The following is a 16,731-nucleotide window of genomic DNA, read 5'->3' as shown; positions in this document are numbered from 1 at the left end:
ATCGGGTTTAGATGTTTAATCAGGGCTGATTGAGGTGCAGTTTTAGATTGTTTAATTACAYCTTTTATCGCTTATGTGTGGGCAACTGCTTTTGGGCTGGGTTTTATGTGGGTTTTATGTCCGATTAATCGGCTCTTACGTCCCCCTGTTTTTCCAGTTTTATATTTTCCTACTGGATGTTGCCTGATATTGAATCCTAGAAAGTCGAACCCTGGTTTTTCTGTTTTACCATCATACTCAATAGATTTGAGCGTGTGGCAGATTCGAGTTTTTTCAGGTTTTATTTCTAAGCCTACGGGTTTTAACCATTCGGTGATTGCAGTTTGGCACTGTTCAATGATTCCTAGGTCTTTTGAGATGACCACAAAATCATCGGCGTATCTTATGACATTCGCATACGGGCGATTGTCTGTTTTCTTAGGGTACAGTTTTTCAATTAACCTAATCATCCCCAACAGTTCGATGTTAGCGAGTATTGGACTTATTACCCCTCCTTGAGGTGTCCCTGCTTCTGTATCCTCAAATACACCGTTATCTAGCACACCTGCTTTGAGCCATTGTTTCAGGTCTCTTTTTAGGCAGCTTGGACAATGAATTTTGGACAGTAGGTAATCATGGTTCACGGTAAGAGCATTTCGCTATATCTGCATCAAGAACATAATATTGTCCTTTATTAATGGCAGCGTAAATCCTGCCTATTGCATCCTGGGCTGACCGTCCAGGACGGAACCCATAGCTTGTGCCTTCAAATCTCGATTCCCATTCAGGTTCGAGAGCCGTTTTAACCAAGGCTTGCCTCGCTCTATCTTGGATTGTGGGAATTCCTATTCCAGCTTTTTTCATCCCTACCAGGTTTTGGAATCCACACCCGTCGCAGTGGTTTTGCTTTGAKATTTCCYTTAATGTTCTYMACAAGYTCRARCCTTTGTCTTGGAGWGATTACTCTTACTCCATCAACACCGGCTGTCTTCTTGCCTTGACCCGCCTGGGGGGCGGGTTTATTAAGCTGACTGTTGGGAAGCATGGCTGACCGTGGAACCCGCCCCTACAGTCGCACTGCTAGGAGCCGGGCATAATATGACTTCACCAATAGACGTTGCCATCTTCGTGCCTTAGCGTCTTGTCCCGATTTAGCTGCTTGAAATATACTCTTTTGGAGCTTGAATACTTTCCGTTGAACCTTAGTCCATGGGATTGTCTTCCATGCGTTGTTCGTAGTCTTGATTGGTTTTGGTTTTCCCAACCCTTTCTTTAAACTCGCTATCGCCATTTGTACACCTACTAAACTCTATTCCTTACAATCAAACCGTGACCTGTTAGCATATCCCTACTATTACAGCAGGGTGTTGGCTTTTGGTCACATCTCACATCCTCCTAGACTTGCGGTTACACTTATCCCTACTGATATTTCGACCAAATAATCAGAGTCTAGGAGGACTTAAAACGTTCCATTTATATGGGCATTCCATCTTGAGATTTGTCCTTTCCACCGGGGTACTTTTAAAGGTCTGTGTAGGTGATGAAAAGATTACCCTACTTTTCCCCTTACTCTTTTGAGCGCAGCGTATCAACCTGTTTCGSTGCTCAATAATGACGATGGTTCAAGCCGGACATTCGGTTTCCCTAATCATGGATGGTTGGCAGTGGTCGCATCTGGNAGTAGGTTCTACTTCACCCCTTCCGTTCCCCGCTTCAGTCCTGGGGTTATGATTCCCAAAACTGGGGGTGGCTGTCGCCGTTACTCTTTACTCCCTGATTTCTCAGTTGGTTCATGACCTTGAGTTCCCTGCCTTGTTTGGATTTTTCCAAACGTCGGGACATATAAACAGTTATGAGGATGGTCAGGAGAGATCTCCTTATATTCAACCAAGGGGTATAAATCCTCACCAGGCAGTTATTTCGGGCATTGCAGCCCTATTTGATGCCTGAACGTCTCGCACCTTTTACCACATTATGGCAAATGATTCAGGGCTGGGCTTGTTTTCTATATATTACGGACGGATACAAAGTTTATCCTTGCTTAATTGAGGATTGCAATCATCTAGTCAGCAAAACGGCTATGACAAGAGTAGAAGGAGAAAACTGCCGTCTGAGGCACTATTTAGCCAGGCTACATCGCAAAACTTTGTGTGATTCCAAGTCCACTGAGATGTTGTACAAATCAATTCGCTTACTTATCTATTATTTGAAGCATGGACAACTTCCTCCGTTCTCTTCATCATTCCTCACTGTGCAATACCAGATTGTGAGTAATATCTGAGTAACTAGGCATAGTTATCGGGTTAAGTAAATTCCGGTTATCGTCGTTAGGATAAGGCTTTAAGTTAAATCGGGATAACAGGTATTCAACCTGCACCATAGTCAATCAGGACACCAACCACAACCGGGTTGGTGTCAATAATTAAACTAATCCCAGATGCTATTAGCAACATACAATGGTTGAACAAAAAGAGCGACGCACTCCCCCACCTGCCTGCGGCGTGGGGGTCAAGGAGCGGAGATTGTGGTATAGTTCTTCTATCTGTGCGAGACGTTCAGGCATGAAATAGGGTTGCAATACCCGAAATAACCGCCTGGTGGGGACTTCAACCCCTTGGTTGAATATAAGGATCTCGCTTCTGACCATCCCCATAACTGTTTATATGTCCCAACGTTTGGTATAGAAATATACAAAACAAGGTAGGGAACTCAAGGTCAAAACGCAAAATCGGAAATATTAATGATTCTTTAACAATTGCGTAGAGAGTAACGGCGATAGCCACCCCCAATTTCAGGACTCACAACCCGTCAGATTGAAGTGGGGAACGGAAGGCTCCGAGATACAACCTAGTATTGGAACCATGACCACTGCCAACCATCCATGATTAGGCGTGAGCCAAATGTCTGACTTGAACCATCGTAAGAACTAAGTAGCGAAATAGGTTGATACGCTGCGCTCAAAAGAGTAAGGGGAAAAGTAGGAGGCTAGATAAACTACCTACACAGACCTTTAAAGTACCCCGGTGGAGAGGACAAATCTAAAGATGGAAAGCCCATATAAACGGAACGTTTTAACCCCTCAATGGCTCTGAATCATTTGGTCGAAATGTTCAGTAGTGAAAGTGTAAGCGCAGGCCTTTGAGGGAGTGAGATGTGACCAGAAGCTAACGCCCGGCTGTAATGGACGGGATATGCCAACGGGTCACGGTTTGATTGCAAGGATAGAGTCGATTAAGGGTTAATATGACGAAATCGAGTTTAAAGAACGGATTTGGGAAAACCAGACCAATCAAGACGTGCGTTTGTATGGAGAAGTATCAACTGGACTAAGGTTCAGCGATACGTCTTTAAGCTCCAAAAGAGGATATTCCAAGCAGCTAAATCGGGACAGGACGCGAAGGTTAGAAGGTGGCAACGTCTATTGGTGAAATCATATTATGCCCGGCTCTTAGCGGTGCGACGGGTGACCCAAGACAATCAAGGCAAAAAGACGGCTGGAGTAGATGGGATGGTCGTAATATCCCCTAAGCAAAGGTTAGAAATGGCTGAGAAAATCAAGGGAAACCTCAAAACAAAACCACTACGAAGGGTGTGGATTCCAAAACCTGGAAGGGATGAGAAACGTCCTCTAGGGATACCCACAATCCAAGATAGAGCCAGGCAAGCCTTGGTGAAATCGGCTCTCGAACCCGAATGGGAAGGGAGATTTGAAGGCACAAGCTACGGGTTCAGACCAGGCAGGTCAGCCCATGACGCGATTGGTAGAATATACACGGCCATAAATCAGGGTCAATACTATGTCCTTGATGCGGATATAGCGAAATGCTTCGACCGAATAAACCATGATTACCTACTGTCCAAAATTCATTGTCCTAGCGTAATTAAACGCGACCTGAAACAATGGTTAAAAGCAGGAGTGCTAGACAATGGCGTATTCGAGGATACAGAAGCCGGGACACCACAAGGAGGGGTAATAAGTCCAATACTCGCCAACATTGCACTGGATGGAATGGCTAGGTTAATTGAAACAATGTATCCAAAAGCAAGTGGGGGTAAAGTTAAAGCCACCCTAATAAGATACGCTGATGATTTTGTAGTGATATCACCGTCACTGGACATCATTGAACAGTGCAAAACTGCTATTTCCCGTTGGTTAAAACCTATAGGATTAGAGATTAAACCGGAAAAGACCAGAGTGTGTCATACACTTAACCCCATACAATATGAAGGGAAAACAGAAGAACCTGGTTTCGATTTCTTGGGATTCAATATTAGGCAATACCCAGCAGGAAAACATAGAGCGGGGAAGATAAATAGGGACACAAGGAAAACCTTTTTAACCCACATCAAACCCAGTAAGAAGGCAGTTAAAGCCCAGATAGAAGTGATTAAGGGTGTAATCAAACAACATAAGACAGCACCCCAATCAGCCTTGATTAGCAAGCTAAATCCGATAATACGGGGATGGTCAAATTACTATTCAGGGGTCGTTTCAATAGAAACCTTCTCTAAGCTAGACCACATAATTTGGCAAATGTTAAGGGCATGGACAGTCTCAAGATGCGGAAAGGCAAACTACGAAAAACTGAGTAATTATTTCAGACCTGGAAAAGTTAAACTCAGTAATGGGAAAGAAAGACAAGAAAGTTGGATGTTCCAAACCAAAGATGGGTTACATTTCCACAAGCATAGCTGGACGCCAATTGTCAGACATACCCTAGTGCGCCCGGATGCAACACCATACGACGGAAATTGGACTTATTGGGCAACCAGGAAAGGTCAGGCAATCGATACACCAACAAGGGTAGCAAAACTACTTAAAAAGCAAAAAGGTAGGTGCGCCTGGTGTGGGCAATACTTTACCCCATCAGATTTAGTTGAAGTAGACCACATAGTACCTCGAAGCCAAGGTGGTAAAGAGGAGTACAAGAATCTTCAACTATTGCACCGCCACTGTCATGATGATAAAACGGCACTAGATGAAGCCGATGCTGTGTCCTTAACAATGGAGCAATCAAACTAGGAGCCGTGTGAAGGGAAACTTTCATGCACGGTTCTGAATGGGAGGGGGTGAAGGTGACTTCACTCTCGACCCCTAATCAACTGGCACGGTAATGGGCGGGCATAGAACCCGAACTCCCCAGAGACACGATTGGTTGAGAAAGGTAAAGCGGCCTATAAGTCCTCTGTAGTCGGTTAATCAACGTCAGACTCAGGGCAAAACTATTCATCAGCCCGAAGCGGAAACGACTTAGGGGTGTATGCGGGCAAAAGTTCCCGCAACACGGTGAGAATGCCACCTGTCACGAGGGATAAATCCTTGTCCCCACCCCCACCTCGCGGAACGCAGGTGGCGGAGCATTCATGTGTGAACGTTGATCACTTCTTGCTCTAGGCTGACCGGTGGGATCATTCTAGGTACTTTCGGAAAAATGTAAAAATATTGCAACGGCCTCCGGTATGATCACGTTACGCATCTCGATCTAAGGGAACGCAAAATACAATTATGCGAATTTTATTTGTAGCGGCGGAAGCGGCACCCCTGGCCAAAGTCGGGGGTATGGGGGATGTCGTGGGTGCTTTGCCCCAGGTCTTGCGGGCAATGGGCCATGATGTCCGGGTATTTATGCCCTACTATGGCTTTTTACCAGACAAAATCAAAATACCCAAGGAACCTATATGGTGGGGAACCGCCATGTATCAAAAATTTGCGGTTTTTGAGACGACATTTCCCAAAACTGATGTTCCATTATATTTATTTGGACATCCTTCGTTTATGCCTCGTCGGATTTACTATGGAGAAGATGAGGATTGGCGGTTCACCCTATTTGCGAATGGGGCTGCTGAATTTTGTTGGAATTACTGGAAACCCCAAATTGTTCACTGTCATGATTGGCATACCGGGATGATTCCCGTATGGATGAAAGAAACCCCTGATATAGGTACTATCTTTACCATTCATAATTTAGCTTATCAAGGACCTTGGCGCTGGTTTTTGGAACGGATTACCTGGTGTCCTTGGTTTATGGAAGGTCATAATGTCATGGCGGCAGCGGTTCAATTTGCTGACCGGGTAACTACAGTATCTCCCACTTATGCTAGTCAGATTCAAACGGCTGGCTATGGGGAAAACATGGAAGGTTTGCTCTCCTATATAAGTGGCAAAATGTCGGGGATTCTTAATGGGATTGATACGTCGTCTTATAACCCGGAAAACGATCGCTATATCGTGGAAAACTTTAATGCTGATACCGTGGAAAAACGGAAAACCAATAAAGTTGCCCTTCAGGAAGAGTTAGGACTAGAAGTTAACTCCGGTGCCTTCCTGATTGGTATGGTAACACGACTGGTGGAACAAAAAGGACTCGATCTAGTAATTCAAATTATGGATCAGTTTATGTCCTTTACTGATTCCCAATTTATTTTACTGGGAACAGGCGATCGCTATTACGAAACCCAAATGTGGCAAATGGCATCCCGCTATCCGGGGAGAATGACGACCCAAATTCTGTTTAATGATGCCCTATCACGGCGGATTTATTCTGGTGCGGATGCCTTAATTATGCCCAGTCGTTTTGAGCCTTGCGGAATTAGCCAAATGTTAGCAATGCGTTATGGCTGTATTCCCATTGTGCGGCGTACAGGAGGCTTAGTCGATACGGTATCCCATAACGACCCAGTAGGGGAAGGCGGCACAGGTTACTGTTTTGACCGCTACGAACCTCTGGACTTCTTTACGTCTATGGTTCGCGCTTCGGAGGCTTTCCGCTATAAAGACCATTGGCGGCGACTCCAACAGCGAGCCATGCACCAAAACTTTAGCTGGGAAAACTCAGCCCGGGAATACATCAAGGTTTATGAGGAAGTAGCGGGATACTATTCCTACCAACCCCCAACCCCTGAAGCAGAACCGGAAACTGGTGTCACTACTTAGGGCAACACTCCATTATTAGCTAAAAGACCCGGTTTCTCTAGTTCCCACTGGACACAGAAACCGGGTTTTTCTGGGATAGAATCAACTACAAAGCGATCGCCGTTTTTTGATGAACCCTTGCACTAGCCTCTATAACTGCTTGACGCGCCCATAGGTCGGCGGCTAAGATGTCATCCAAACTAGGATTTTGACAATTATCTTGTTCATGGCGCGCGCACACCATTTCAATGACCTTGGGAATATCCAAAAAGCTAATTTTTTCATCTAAAAACAGAGCCACAGCCTGTTCATTAGCGGCATTTAACACGGCTGGCATAGACCCCCCAGACCGTCCGGCCGCGTATGCTAACTGCATACAAGGATATTTTTGATTATCTGGTGCTTTAAAAGTCAAATTACCAGCTTTGACCAAATCCAACTGTTCCCAATCGGTATAAATTCTTTCCGGCCAAGATAGAGCATATAATAGGGGCAAACGCATATCCGGCCAACCCAACTGCGCCAATACAGAAGTATCCTGCAACTCAATCAAAGAGTGAATAATACTCTGGGGATGAATGACAATATCAATTTGATCATAATCCAAACCAAAGAGAAAATGAGCCTCAATCACCTCGAGACCCTTATTCATCATGGTAGCGGAATCAACGGTAATTTTACGCCCCATGGACCAATTAGGATGCGTAGTTGCATCAGCCACTGTGACCTCGGTTAACCTTTCTACAGGCCAATCACGAAAAGCGCCCCCAGAAGCTGTCAGAATAATCCGTCGTAAACCCCCAGAGGGAACCCCTTGCAGACACTGAAAAATAGCGGAATGTTCGGAGTCAGCGGGTAACAATTTAACGCCATATTTCTCAATCATAGGATTGACGACAGGTCCGCCAGCGATGAGAGTTTCCTTATTAGCCAGGGCGATATCCTTACCGGCTTCAATAGCTGCAATTGTTGGCAATAGTCCGGCACAGCCAACAATACCAGTCACCACAGCTTCCGAGTCTCCATAGCGGGCAACTTCCACTATACCAGACTCTCCTGCTTCTATAATGGGTTGGGGGTCAAGATCGGCGATCGCCTCTCGCAATTCCCACAACTTATTCTGGTCACAAATAGCGACAATTTCCGGCCGAAACTGTCGCACCTGTTGCGCCAGGAGAGTGACATTACTACCTGTGGCTAATCCCACAATTTTAAACTTATCGGGGTGATCAGCAACAATATCGAGAGTTTGAGTACCGATAGAACCGGTAGAACCGAGAAGAGTAATTGCCTTCATGTCTTTTGCTAACTTATGTTATTAAATAACCATAGTATCTGTAAGTGTCACCCCCATGCAAACCCCATGAGCAAATTAAAGCACAATTCCCCTCATAAACTCTCATTATACCCACAGCGATACATCCGCAAGAAATAACCCCGAACGCGAGATTTTACCCCCAATTCTCTCTCACAATTAGACCCGGAATGGTCAAATTCAGCTGCAAAGTTAATCAACCATAAATTCATGGGTTGCGGCCATCTATTTAGAGTCTTAACTAAGGTATTGGTCGAAGTGAGAGAATCACCATCATGGCGATGCGCCAGTAGGAAGAAAGGGGAGTTTTTCCGGACACCTAACTTTTGTAATTCCCAGGCAATTCCCATCATTTCCCCGGTTTGTTCATGGCTTTTGTGAACAGTGGCAATTAAGGTGGGAATATCTGACCTTAAATAAGCGGATATTTCCTCAGCGACAAGTTCGGGGCGATCGGGTTTGTGGTAAGCTAAGTTATACACTACCATCAACCCACCTAATAAAGACATGAAACCGATAAAAGCGATCGCATATCGTCGCCATTGAGATTTTCCGGGAAACTCCCAACTTTTAGCTAACCCGGCGGCCAGGATTAGTAACACGACGGGAAAATAAATAAACTGATATCGGGCTGCTAGGGTTAAATCCAAACCAATAGCCCAAGCCATGCCGACAAATATAGCCATAATCACCAAAGTAAAGCCTAGCCATAACTTCAGTGATTCTTTGTGGTGATCGCTTGTCAACTTCCAACCATCAAATAATAATTTGATTAATACCCCTAAAACCAGCAAAGCCACGGCACTAGAAACTATAATCATGGGCAAAGGTTGCTTTTCGACGGGTAACATAATCACCATAGTAATCACCCAAGCGATTAGCCGAAAAATGGGCTCAATAAAATGATTGCGACTCGGTAAAGTCCAAGCAATTAACTGGCTATCTCCGGTGGAAATTTTCAGAAAAATTGGCAACCACACCAAGCTACCGATAGCTGTACCTAATGAGATCGCATAAAACCCTTTCCAGAGTTTCAGCTTGGGAAACCGTAGAGGATAGTAGCGGATATCCTGAATCCAAAATGCCAAAACTATTAACCCTTGGGCTATCAGGAGGAAGATAAAAAAGAAATGGACGGCCATTCCTAGGCTATTAACTATGACAGTCACCAAAACCAGCCAGACCGGGAGAGAGATTTGTGCTTTGAGGCGTTCAATAGCGACCGTGAGACAGGCGAAAGATGCGATCGCCAAGAACATTGCCAAAGTGTAGTGTCGTGCTTCCTGGGCTAAATATACCCCAAATGGTGAAACGGCCATCAACGCCGCCGCCAGATGTCCAACGAGTACAGATCTAAAACATAGCCACCCCAAGCCAAATATAGCGGGAACTGTAGCGACCCCAAATAGAACACTAAGGGATCTGGCTATATAAATTGAGACTAAATCCCCCGGAGTTCCCCACCAGTGAACCCACAGATGGGTCAACCAAAAGTAAATGGGGGGATGGTTACTTTCTGTAAATAGCCTTTCGGAAACGGAAGCGATCGCCATATTATCGCCCAAGTGTAGGGGAAACAGCAGTAATTCTGGAGCGATCGCTGTATCCAAGGGGACCCTATGGAAACCATGACCCAGGCTAAAGGCTAGGGTGGCGAATTCATCACTCCAGATTGGTTTAGCTTCTAAGTTGATCAGACGCAAAATTAAGGCGATCGCGCACCAGACCAGTAGTAAAACCAAATTAATGCGATCGTGCTTAACCCAACTTTCCCAGAGGTGAACCCGCTTTCCCATATTCCCCGCCATATTTGAGGCTACCAGAGTAGTATTCTGCCACAGTCCAGGAAACGGGACAAAAAAAAAGAGAGAACTGCCTGAGCAACTCTCTCTACCATCAGGGTGCATCTACATAACACAATATAGCCTTTTTGCTATGAGGGGTCAAGCCCCCTATTGTAAAGATTTGGTAAAGGAAACTCTCAGAAACCAAAATGGGCACAAAAAAACGCACCGGAATGCTTTTGGCTTCCGGTGAGAACAGTGGGTCATCGAAACTAATCGCCTCAAAGCATGAGAGCAACCCTCTCTGACTGAGGTAGAATGATGATAGATGTTTTGAGTAAAGGAAATGCACCCTGATGAAAAAACACCCTAATGATCGATAAACTTTCGGATAACTTTGGTAGATTTCCTATCCGTCCGAACCCCTGAACTAGGGGAATCAGGTCGGATTTGAGTGGACAACTCACGGACACTACGGACAAGCTCAATTCCTGTTACCGACCAATCAAGGTTTGCGAGTCTGTATTAATTATTACAGGTCGGTTTTGGAGATTTCAAGGGGTCTATTGCAATCACCCGCTTTTTCTGAAAGTGGGATAGCTGTTTTATAGACCATTAACCGGAAAAATCCCCGCCATGCTTGGTTTTGTTCCTGTCCAACTCCCAAAAATCAAGATCCTATTTCTCAGTGGTAGCTAAGTGACTCTGGCTGAAAAATTAATGTCGTACCCCGGTACTGATAGACTGTAAAAAGTCAGGAGCGATCGCCATGATGGGAAATATCGATTTCAACACACCAAAGTTAATCCAGTCTTACTGAAAACTGAATAGTTTCACCCAGATTTTATCATCGTCAGCAGCGAACCAATTGAGATGGATACTAAAACAAGACGGCAACCGACCCATAATTTAGTGAGGCGACAAGCCACACCAAAAGAACGAGAGTTAATCCATCTGCTGGCTAACCTCGGATGTTCCCAAGCTAAATATGGTCTTAAACACGCTACCAGTAAAGGGGTTATTTCACCGGAAGAAAGACTACGTTTAGCAGAATGGCACTTTCTGAGACTCCAGCAAATCAGAAGGATAGAAAGAAGTTTAGCTCCCGTGGCTACCCTGAAACGGGTTTATTTTAAAACCAACCTGGGTCCGCGCGACCTCAAATCTTTAAAACTGGTTTGGGTCGAGGACGACAAAACAAGGGTTAAGCGAGTCCCCCCGGAGTTAGACGAAATCCTGAGTGATGCTTTAGACAAGGGAGACACTCTCAAACAGATATTTTATATCGTGGAGAACAAAGCCCGGTTATTTGCTTCAACTCCTGATGGGGGTAAAATCCCTCTGTGGGTCAAAGAATGGGAAGATTCAGGCTATGAGGTAAATTTCTTTCCTCCCTCGTTTGCTAAGTGGGCAAATATTGTCGATCTTTCTTAATCCGTGAAAACTTGGCTTAACATTCCTCATTATTGAGGAATGTGCCACACCCCAATCAGGGGAGTCTCAATTCTATCTATTTGACCTCCCTCCCTCTCAGATGCGATCGCCAAGAGAACAAACTATTCTGTATAATTGACACTTACAATTTTACTCCCCATTCTCCTGCTTAATCGCAGATGTAACCGCCTCCACGGAGAACATTCACCAAACAACCTCCTGTCATTTCTCTGGAGGAGAAAAGGCTCCCCATGGTAGCTGTTAGTAGTTAATCCGTTAAATTACTGACACTGACGAACACTCAATCATGAAGTTAAGTAAACCCATTGTGAAATCGTAGGAATTGCTTTATACTGAGTTTATCAGTGCGGCGACAAGCAAATTTACTCAAAAGCTCAAGGCTGCTATTCAGGTCATCTTAGCTCATCAACCATGGCATTAGTCATCCCTGATTCAATCCCATCGAAAGCCAGCAAAGGAGAAAAAATGCTGTTCCGCTTGTTGCGGGATGAACTACCTGACGACTTCTTTGTTTACTATGAACCCATTACCAGCGGATTTTACCCCGATTTTATGATCCTTAGTCCCAGCTTCGGTTTACTGATACTAGAAGTTAAGGGGTGGTCAGTTAAACAAATCCACAAAGCAGATAGTTTTTTCTTTCATATTGAACAAGACGGTCAATTAGAGCATTGTCAGTCTCCTATGAGACAAGCGAAAGGCTACCTAGATGCTCTGCTTTCCAAACTTAAAGGCTATTCTATCCTGTGCCAAGATGATGGAGATTATCAAGGTAAGTTGGTATGTCCTATCGGTGTCGGTGCAGTGATGACTAATATCACAGAAGCACAGGCGCGGGAAAATCATATTTATGCCTTACTAGAAAAGCCACAGGTCTGCTACAAAGATGAACTGATGACATGGCAAGAAATCGGAGAAAGGGCGCTGATTAAACGCCTGGAAGCCATGTTTACCGTCCGATTTAAATTTGCAGATTTAGAAGATGACCAAATTAATACTATTCGAGGGGTAATTCACCCAGAAGCTCAGGTTAGACAAGAACCAGCTAAACCTAGCAGTGTCCCGGAAGGTAAACTGGTTAAGCCGGATGCTATTATTCTGACAACTCTCGATTATCGCCAGGAACAATTGGCACGTTCTTTAAATTCCGGTCATCGACTATTTTCGGGAGTCGCAGGTAGTGGCAAAACTTTGATTCTTCTCAGTCGCGCTAAAATTTTAGCGGGAGGTTGGACAGATACGAAAGTCCTAATTCTCTGCTATAATGTTGCTTTGGCATCTTATTTGCGATCGCTCATCAAAGAAGACTATAACCTTTTATATCACCGACGCATTGAAGTTATGCACTTCCATGCTTGGGCAAAATCCGTCCTCAGAGGTCTACCCAATCCTAACCATTTTAAAGACGACGATATATACGACTATGAAATGGGTACTAGGCTGTTAAATGCACTGCAAAAAATTCCCAGCGATGACAGGTGGGATGCCATCTTAATAGATGAAGGTCATACTTTCCATCCTAAGTGGTTTGAATGCTGTACGGCGGCTCTCAAAGACCCAGAAGATGGCGATTTAGTAATTGTATCCGACCGTTCCCAGAGTATTTATCGCCGACATAAGTTTACCTGGAAATCTGTGGGAGTGAAAGCAAAGGGGAGGATGCGAAAACTTACCCAAAACTACCGGAATACTGAGGAAATATTACAGTTAGCATGGGCTATGGTTTGTGATCTATCTTCAGCAGAAGATGATGAACTGGAAGATGAGACATTTCCTGTGGTAGAACCCTTGGCAGCAGTTAGACATGGTAAGATACCACAGCTTCATATCAAACCAAACCGTATGGATGAAATTAATGGTGTAATTGACACTATTAAGAAGTTAGTAAATGAGGGATATAAACCTCATGAGATTGCTGTGATTTACCGCTATAAGGGAAAAAATGAGAGTCAATCTTTTGAGCATCTAATTAAAACCCTAGACCATATCGGAATGGGAGTTTTTTGGGTGAATGATAATAAACATGACCACAAAATTAACTACTGTTCTAGTCATCCTGGTGTCAGGGTGGTTACTGGTAAATCAGCTTTGGGTTTAGAGTTCAAAGCTGTAATTATCCCGTGGGTGCAGCAGTTTGGTGTGGGTGAAAAAGCAAAGGCTCGCCGGGAATTTTATGTGGCAATGACCCGCGCTCAGGATGTGTTATATCTATTTGGATCAGGTTATTTTGATTTCCTGAGAGAGTTGAAGATGTGCGATCGCTTAGTGGTAGCTTAGTCCCCTTCCTATGCCCTAACTATAATCATCTAAAATTGAGGAATTGATTATGAGTGACTCACAAGATACCGAAAGAATTAGCAAATTGGCTAATAAAAATGCTTGGGCTACGGGATTATTGACCTTTTTCTTTCTACCGATTGGCTATATTTATACCGGACGTTATAAAGCCTTATTTAAAGGATTTGGAATAGTTATTTTGATAACGTTTTTGGGATTGATGATAGATTCATCTTTGGAAGATGATGATGAATTTTTTGACTTAGTGGCAGGTATATATGTTGTGGTTGCTACTATTGAAAATGTCCGGGCTGTTAATCAAGCTAAGAAACTAAATAGCGGTTTAAACCAGAATAATTCAGCCAATCTTCCCTCAGCAAATAATGTTGAACTGAAGCTGCTCAAACTTATGAAAAGAAACAGAGAAGTCACCCTAGCTGATTGTGTAATAGAAACCGGTTTAAGCAGTCAACAAGTTAGGTAAACGTTAGAAGAAATGATGATACAGCAGTTAATTACCATGGATAATCGTGAGAGTGATGGGTCAATTGTTTATCGTTTAATTTAGTGGTGAGGGCTTGCTAAATCTCTTGTAGGTTGGGTGAAACGCAGTGAAACCCAACCAAGTTGCCAAATCTCTTGTAGGTTGGGTGAAACGCAGTGAAACCCAACCAAGTTGCCAAATCTCTTGTAGGTTGGGTGAAACGCAGTGAAACCCAACCAAGATGTTGGGTTGCTAAATATCTTGTAGGTTGGGTGAAACGCAGTGAAACCCAACCAAGTTGCTAAATATCTTGTAGGTTGGGTGAAACGCAGTGAAACCCAACCAAGATGTTGGGTTTCGTACCCAACATCTCCAATTAACTTAAACCCTTATCATTATTGCGATAGGAGGAAATTAACTAACCCGTTAGTCGTACTGTTACATTCAAAATGCACTCCATTCAGTCTTAGCACACGGGACAATTAGCGCATATCCCTCAGCAACAAAACTTAATTATTGACGGGTTAATCAATAAGCACAACTTAATCAATCTGTCAAATGCCTACTATCTCCCCCTAACCAAACACCGATAGGGTACTTCCCTAGCGATACCCGTCAACAGCAAGCCTAGCGGTTCCTAGCGTCACTGTTGACTGCTATCGCAACGGTCAGTTCCCCTAATATGTCTGTTTCGGTTAGGGGGAGGATATGGCTCAAAAACAACCCATAGGGGAACCCACTAGGTTATCAATGTACAACGATACCCCTATCAATGTACAAAGATATCAGACCGCCTACCTGGTTCCCTGTGGGAGTCAGATTATTGGTGAAATCTTGAGGAGCCTACTCGCTACCAACAAAATGCGATCGCATAATCTAAACTATCTCCTACCGGAACCAACCCGATACCCTCAAACAACTTTTCAACTGGTAACTTGTTTCGTCATCTCTCGCTGATACCTACATAATCCTAGGGAATTGCCTTACCAGCGACATCGGTTATCCACATAATCCTAGGGAATTGCCTTACCAGCGACATCGGTTATCCACATAATCCTAGAGAATTGATTCCCCATCGAAACCGATACCTACATACCGCTAGACAAGTCTCCAATTTATAGGGGTACTGAGTTCCGCACGGGATGATTACCCCTAATAGACGGGTTAAGGTTTTGGCTTAGGGTGTTTATTGTGGGTAAATTAGAGGCAAGCATTCATATAAATTTTCAACAGACTGTTGCAACAGACTGTTGCAGCAGACTGTTAGCCAAAAAATACACGCACCCCCTACAGTCAGAAACCATAGGGGGCCATTTAAGTTATTGGGGTAGGGGTTAGCTGTTAGGTGTTAGGGCTTACTCATTCTGCACTTAGCAATCATAGCGTTAGCTACGTCTATTAACTTGTCTACAGTAACTTGGTCAGATTTTCCAACGTAGATGTGATGATTGACGCTACCATCCCACCCTTTGAGGTTCCAGTAGGTAAAACCATTAATTGAGACTTTTTTGCACAACGTAAATCGTTTACCATTAACCTCCACTGAAAAGGATTTATGGGTTTCTAGGTATTTAAACCATTCTAAAGAACCTACTTCGATACAGATATTACCATGACCTACCAGAAACCCTTTGTAAGACCCTGTTAGTGTGACTACCGGGAGTAGCTTAGGCATGAAAATCACCTCCCAGTAGGATATCGCTGTTATAACCATTAAGGTTGCATTCAGGTGATATTATACCTGAATCAAATCGAGTAATAATTGGATACTGAGATTCTACCCATTTCTCGTGTACTGCCAGAAAGTCAATAGCGTAATTATGAGCAATTTCTGCTATCGTGATTCTATCCTCACGAGTTGCTGTTAAATTATTGCCAGCTAATCTGACAAAAATCTCCCTAGCCATTTCTGCAATAACCATCATTTTTTCTTGTTCAAACTCATTCATGGCTTTATTTCCTATTGATTAATTGAACTTGTGATCATCATTATCGGGGTGATTTTGATTATTGTTGTGTTCTGTAATTTTTGCATTAAGCAATGCTTCAATGCCTTTGATTAACTCGATTTCCGCGTTTAAAAAATGCCTGTGGATTTGAATAAATTCGACAATTTCATCAAATTGTTCAGGCGTGATAGCAAGTTCTACTAAGTCAAGCAATCCTACAACGTTAGAGTTTAATCGATTACTCATGTAGCTATATTCTACTACGTTTAATCCGGGCGTACTTGATTTGATTGACATGGTTTTATCCTTTGATAGTGGTTAAGTTGTGATAGTTTAACCTCATTTCGGACGGGTTTAAATTATTCGATTTTGGTTAGTAAATGCTGAATATAATTAAGCTGTTTGAGCGATAATTGTTTTTTCGCTTCTGCTAAGGATAACTCAACCTCGCAATCATCTAGTATTGAAATTAACGTTTCCTTAGCGTCTTCTTTATTAGCGTTGTAGACTGKACTATCTACCATTTATTTAAATGTTTTAAACCGTGCCTGTATAATGGCATTTGTGTTGGTTTT

Annotated in this window: 16 protein-coding genes and 2 pseudogenes; 7 read left to right on the top strand and 11 right to left on the bottom strand. The window is 43.6% G+C overall.

Annotation, left to right across the window (positions count from 1 at the left end):
* Positions 1 to 71: 71 nt before the first annotated feature.
* The 4 genes from B9T16_RS16190 to B9T16_RS16175 are packed head-to-tail and all read right to left on the bottom strand — an operon-like array spanning position 72 to position 1,270.
* The gene (locus B9T16_RS16190; protein ID WP_014275529.1) at positions 72 to 623 is read right to left on the bottom strand and encodes a reverse transcriptase domain-containing protein; all 552 of its coding nucleotides are present in this window, start codon (positions 621 to 623) and stop codon (positions 72 to 74) included.
* Positions 613 to 843, bottom strand: coding sequence for a reverse transcriptase domain-containing protein (locus tag B9T16_RS16185; RefSeq protein WP_014275530.1), 231 nt, complete (start codon positions 841 to 843; stop codon positions 613 to 615). The genes B9T16_RS16190 and B9T16_RS16185 overlap by 11 nt, the downstream gene beginning before the upstream one ends.
* A complete protein-coding gene (locus B9T16_RS16180; protein WP_410245252.1) occupies positions 803 to 1,024 on the bottom strand; it encodes an HNH endonuclease in 222 nt (73 codons plus the stop codon). Before B9T16_RS16180 ends, B9T16_RS16185 begins: the two co-directional genes overlap by 41 nt.
* Positions 1,025 to 1,045: 21 nt before the next feature.
* A complete protein-coding gene (locus tag B9T16_RS16175) occupies positions 1,046 to 1,270 on the bottom strand; it encodes a reverse transcriptase N-terminal domain-containing protein (protein WP_410245251.1) in 225 nt (74 codons plus the stop codon).
* 663 nt (positions 1,271 to 1,933) lie between these two features.
* On the opposite strand from B9T16_RS16175, the pseudogene B9T16_RS16170 reads away from it, so the two are divergent.
* Positions 1,934 to 2,260 (top strand): annotated as a pseudogene (locus B9T16_RS16170) (IS1 family transposase); the annotation flags it as partial.
* On the opposite strand, the gene B9T16_RS16165 reads toward B9T16_RS16170, so the two are convergent.
* Positions 2,219 to 2,359 carry a hypothetical protein gene (locus B9T16_RS16165; RefSeq protein ID WP_167538960.1) on the bottom strand — a complete coding sequence of 47 codons (141 nt, stop codon included), beginning with the start codon at positions 2,357 to 2,359 and terminating at the stop codon, positions 2,219 to 2,221. The pseudogene B9T16_RS16170 and the gene B9T16_RS16165 sit on opposite strands and share 42 nt — an antisense overlap.
* An 891-nt stretch (positions 2,360 to 3,250) precedes the next feature.
* Between B9T16_RS16165 and ltrA the strand changes: the two genes are divergently transcribed.
* Both ltrA and glgA read left to right on the top strand, forming a co-directional pair.
* Positions 3,251 to 5,002: a group II intron reverse transcriptase/maturase gene (gene ltrA, locus B9T16_RS16160; RefSeq protein ID WP_410245250.1), complete on the top strand. Its 1,752-nt coding sequence runs from the start codon at positions 3,251 to 3,253 to the stop codon at positions 5,000 to 5,002.
* A gap of 483 nt (positions 5,003 to 5,485) precedes the next feature.
* Positions 5,486 to 6,913 carry a glycogen synthase GlgA gene (glgA, locus tag B9T16_RS16155; RefSeq protein WP_006617251.1) on the top strand — a complete coding sequence of 476 codons (1,428 nt, stop codon included), beginning with the start codon at positions 5,486 to 5,488 and terminating at the stop codon, positions 6,911 to 6,913.
* Positions 6,914 to 6,998: 85 nt separating this feature from the next.
* Here glgA and dxr read toward each other — a convergent pair whose 3' ends face one another.
* Positions 6,999 to 8,189: a 1-deoxy-D-xylulose-5-phosphate reductoisomerase gene (gene dxr, locus B9T16_RS16150; protein ID WP_006617252.1), complete on the bottom strand. Its 1,191-nt coding sequence runs from the start codon at positions 8,187 to 8,189 to the stop codon at positions 6,999 to 7,001.
* A gap of 92 nt (positions 8,190 to 8,281) precedes the next feature.
* Positions 8,282 to 10,015 (bottom strand): hypothetical protein, encoded by a 1,734-nt coding sequence (locus tag B9T16_RS16145; RefSeq protein WP_235181536.1) that lies wholly within the window; start codon positions 10,013 to 10,015, stop codon positions 8,282 to 8,284.
* A gap of 849 nt (positions 10,016 to 10,864) precedes the next feature.
* Here B9T16_RS16145 and B9T16_RS16140 point away from each other — a divergent pair.
* The 4 genes from B9T16_RS16140 to B9T16_RS16125 all read left to right on the top strand — a co-directional run bounded on the left by B9T16_RS16140 (position 10,865) and on the right by B9T16_RS16125 (position 15,164).
* Entirely contained in the window at positions 10,865 to 11,425 is a 561-nt protein-coding gene (locus B9T16_RS16140) for a hypothetical protein (protein ID WP_006617254.1), read from the top strand.
* Between the two features lie 432 nt (positions 11,426 to 11,857).
* Positions 11,858 to 13,723: a 3'-5' exonuclease gene (locus B9T16_RS16135; RefSeq protein WP_051659779.1), complete on the top strand. Its 1,866-nt coding sequence runs from the start codon at positions 11,858 to 11,860 to the stop codon at positions 13,721 to 13,723.
* 49 nt (positions 13,724 to 13,772) lie between these two features.
* A complete protein-coding gene (locus tag B9T16_RS16130; RefSeq protein WP_006617256.1) occupies positions 13,773 to 14,207 on the top strand; it encodes a hypothetical protein in 435 nt (144 codons plus the stop codon).
* 708 nt (positions 14,208 to 14,915) lie between these two features.
* Positions 14,916 to 15,164: a hypothetical protein gene (locus B9T16_RS16125; RefSeq protein WP_410245249.1), complete on the top strand. Its 249-nt coding sequence runs from the start codon at positions 14,916 to 14,918 to the stop codon at positions 15,162 to 15,164.
* Between the two features lie 391 nt (positions 15,165 to 15,555).
* On the opposite strand, the gene B9T16_RS16120 is transcribed toward B9T16_RS16125, so the two are convergent.
* The 4 genes and pseudogenes from B9T16_RS16120 to B9T16_RS16105 all read right to left on the bottom strand — a co-directional run.
* Positions 15,556 to 15,921, bottom strand: a complete 366-nt coding sequence (locus B9T16_RS16120) for a hypothetical protein (protein WP_410245248.1) — start codon at positions 15,919 to 15,921, stop codon at positions 15,556 to 15,558.
* The gene (locus B9T16_RS16115; protein WP_410245247.1) at positions 15,875 to 16,156 is read right to left on the bottom strand and encodes a hypothetical protein; all 282 of its coding nucleotides are present in this window, start codon (positions 16,154 to 16,156) and stop codon (positions 15,875 to 15,877) included. Before B9T16_RS16115 ends, B9T16_RS16120 begins: the two co-directional genes overlap by 47 nt.
* A gap of 18 nt (positions 16,157 to 16,174) precedes the next feature.
* A complete protein-coding gene (locus B9T16_RS16110; RefSeq protein ID WP_410245246.1) occupies positions 16,175 to 16,402 on the bottom strand; it encodes a hypothetical protein in 228 nt (75 codons plus the stop codon).
* A 113-nt stretch (positions 16,403 to 16,515) separates the two neighbouring features.
* Positions 16,516 to 16,731: pseudogene (locus B9T16_RS16105) on the bottom strand (hypothetical protein); the annotation flags it as partial.

This window comes from Arthrospira sp. PCC 8006 (genome assembly GCF_046480465.1).
Lineage (GTDB): Bacteria > Cyanobacteriota > Cyanobacteriia > Cyanobacteriales > Microcoleaceae > Limnospira > Limnospira platensis.
Note: the sequence above shows the minus strand (reverse complement) of the source record. Positions and strands in the feature narration are given on the sequence as shown.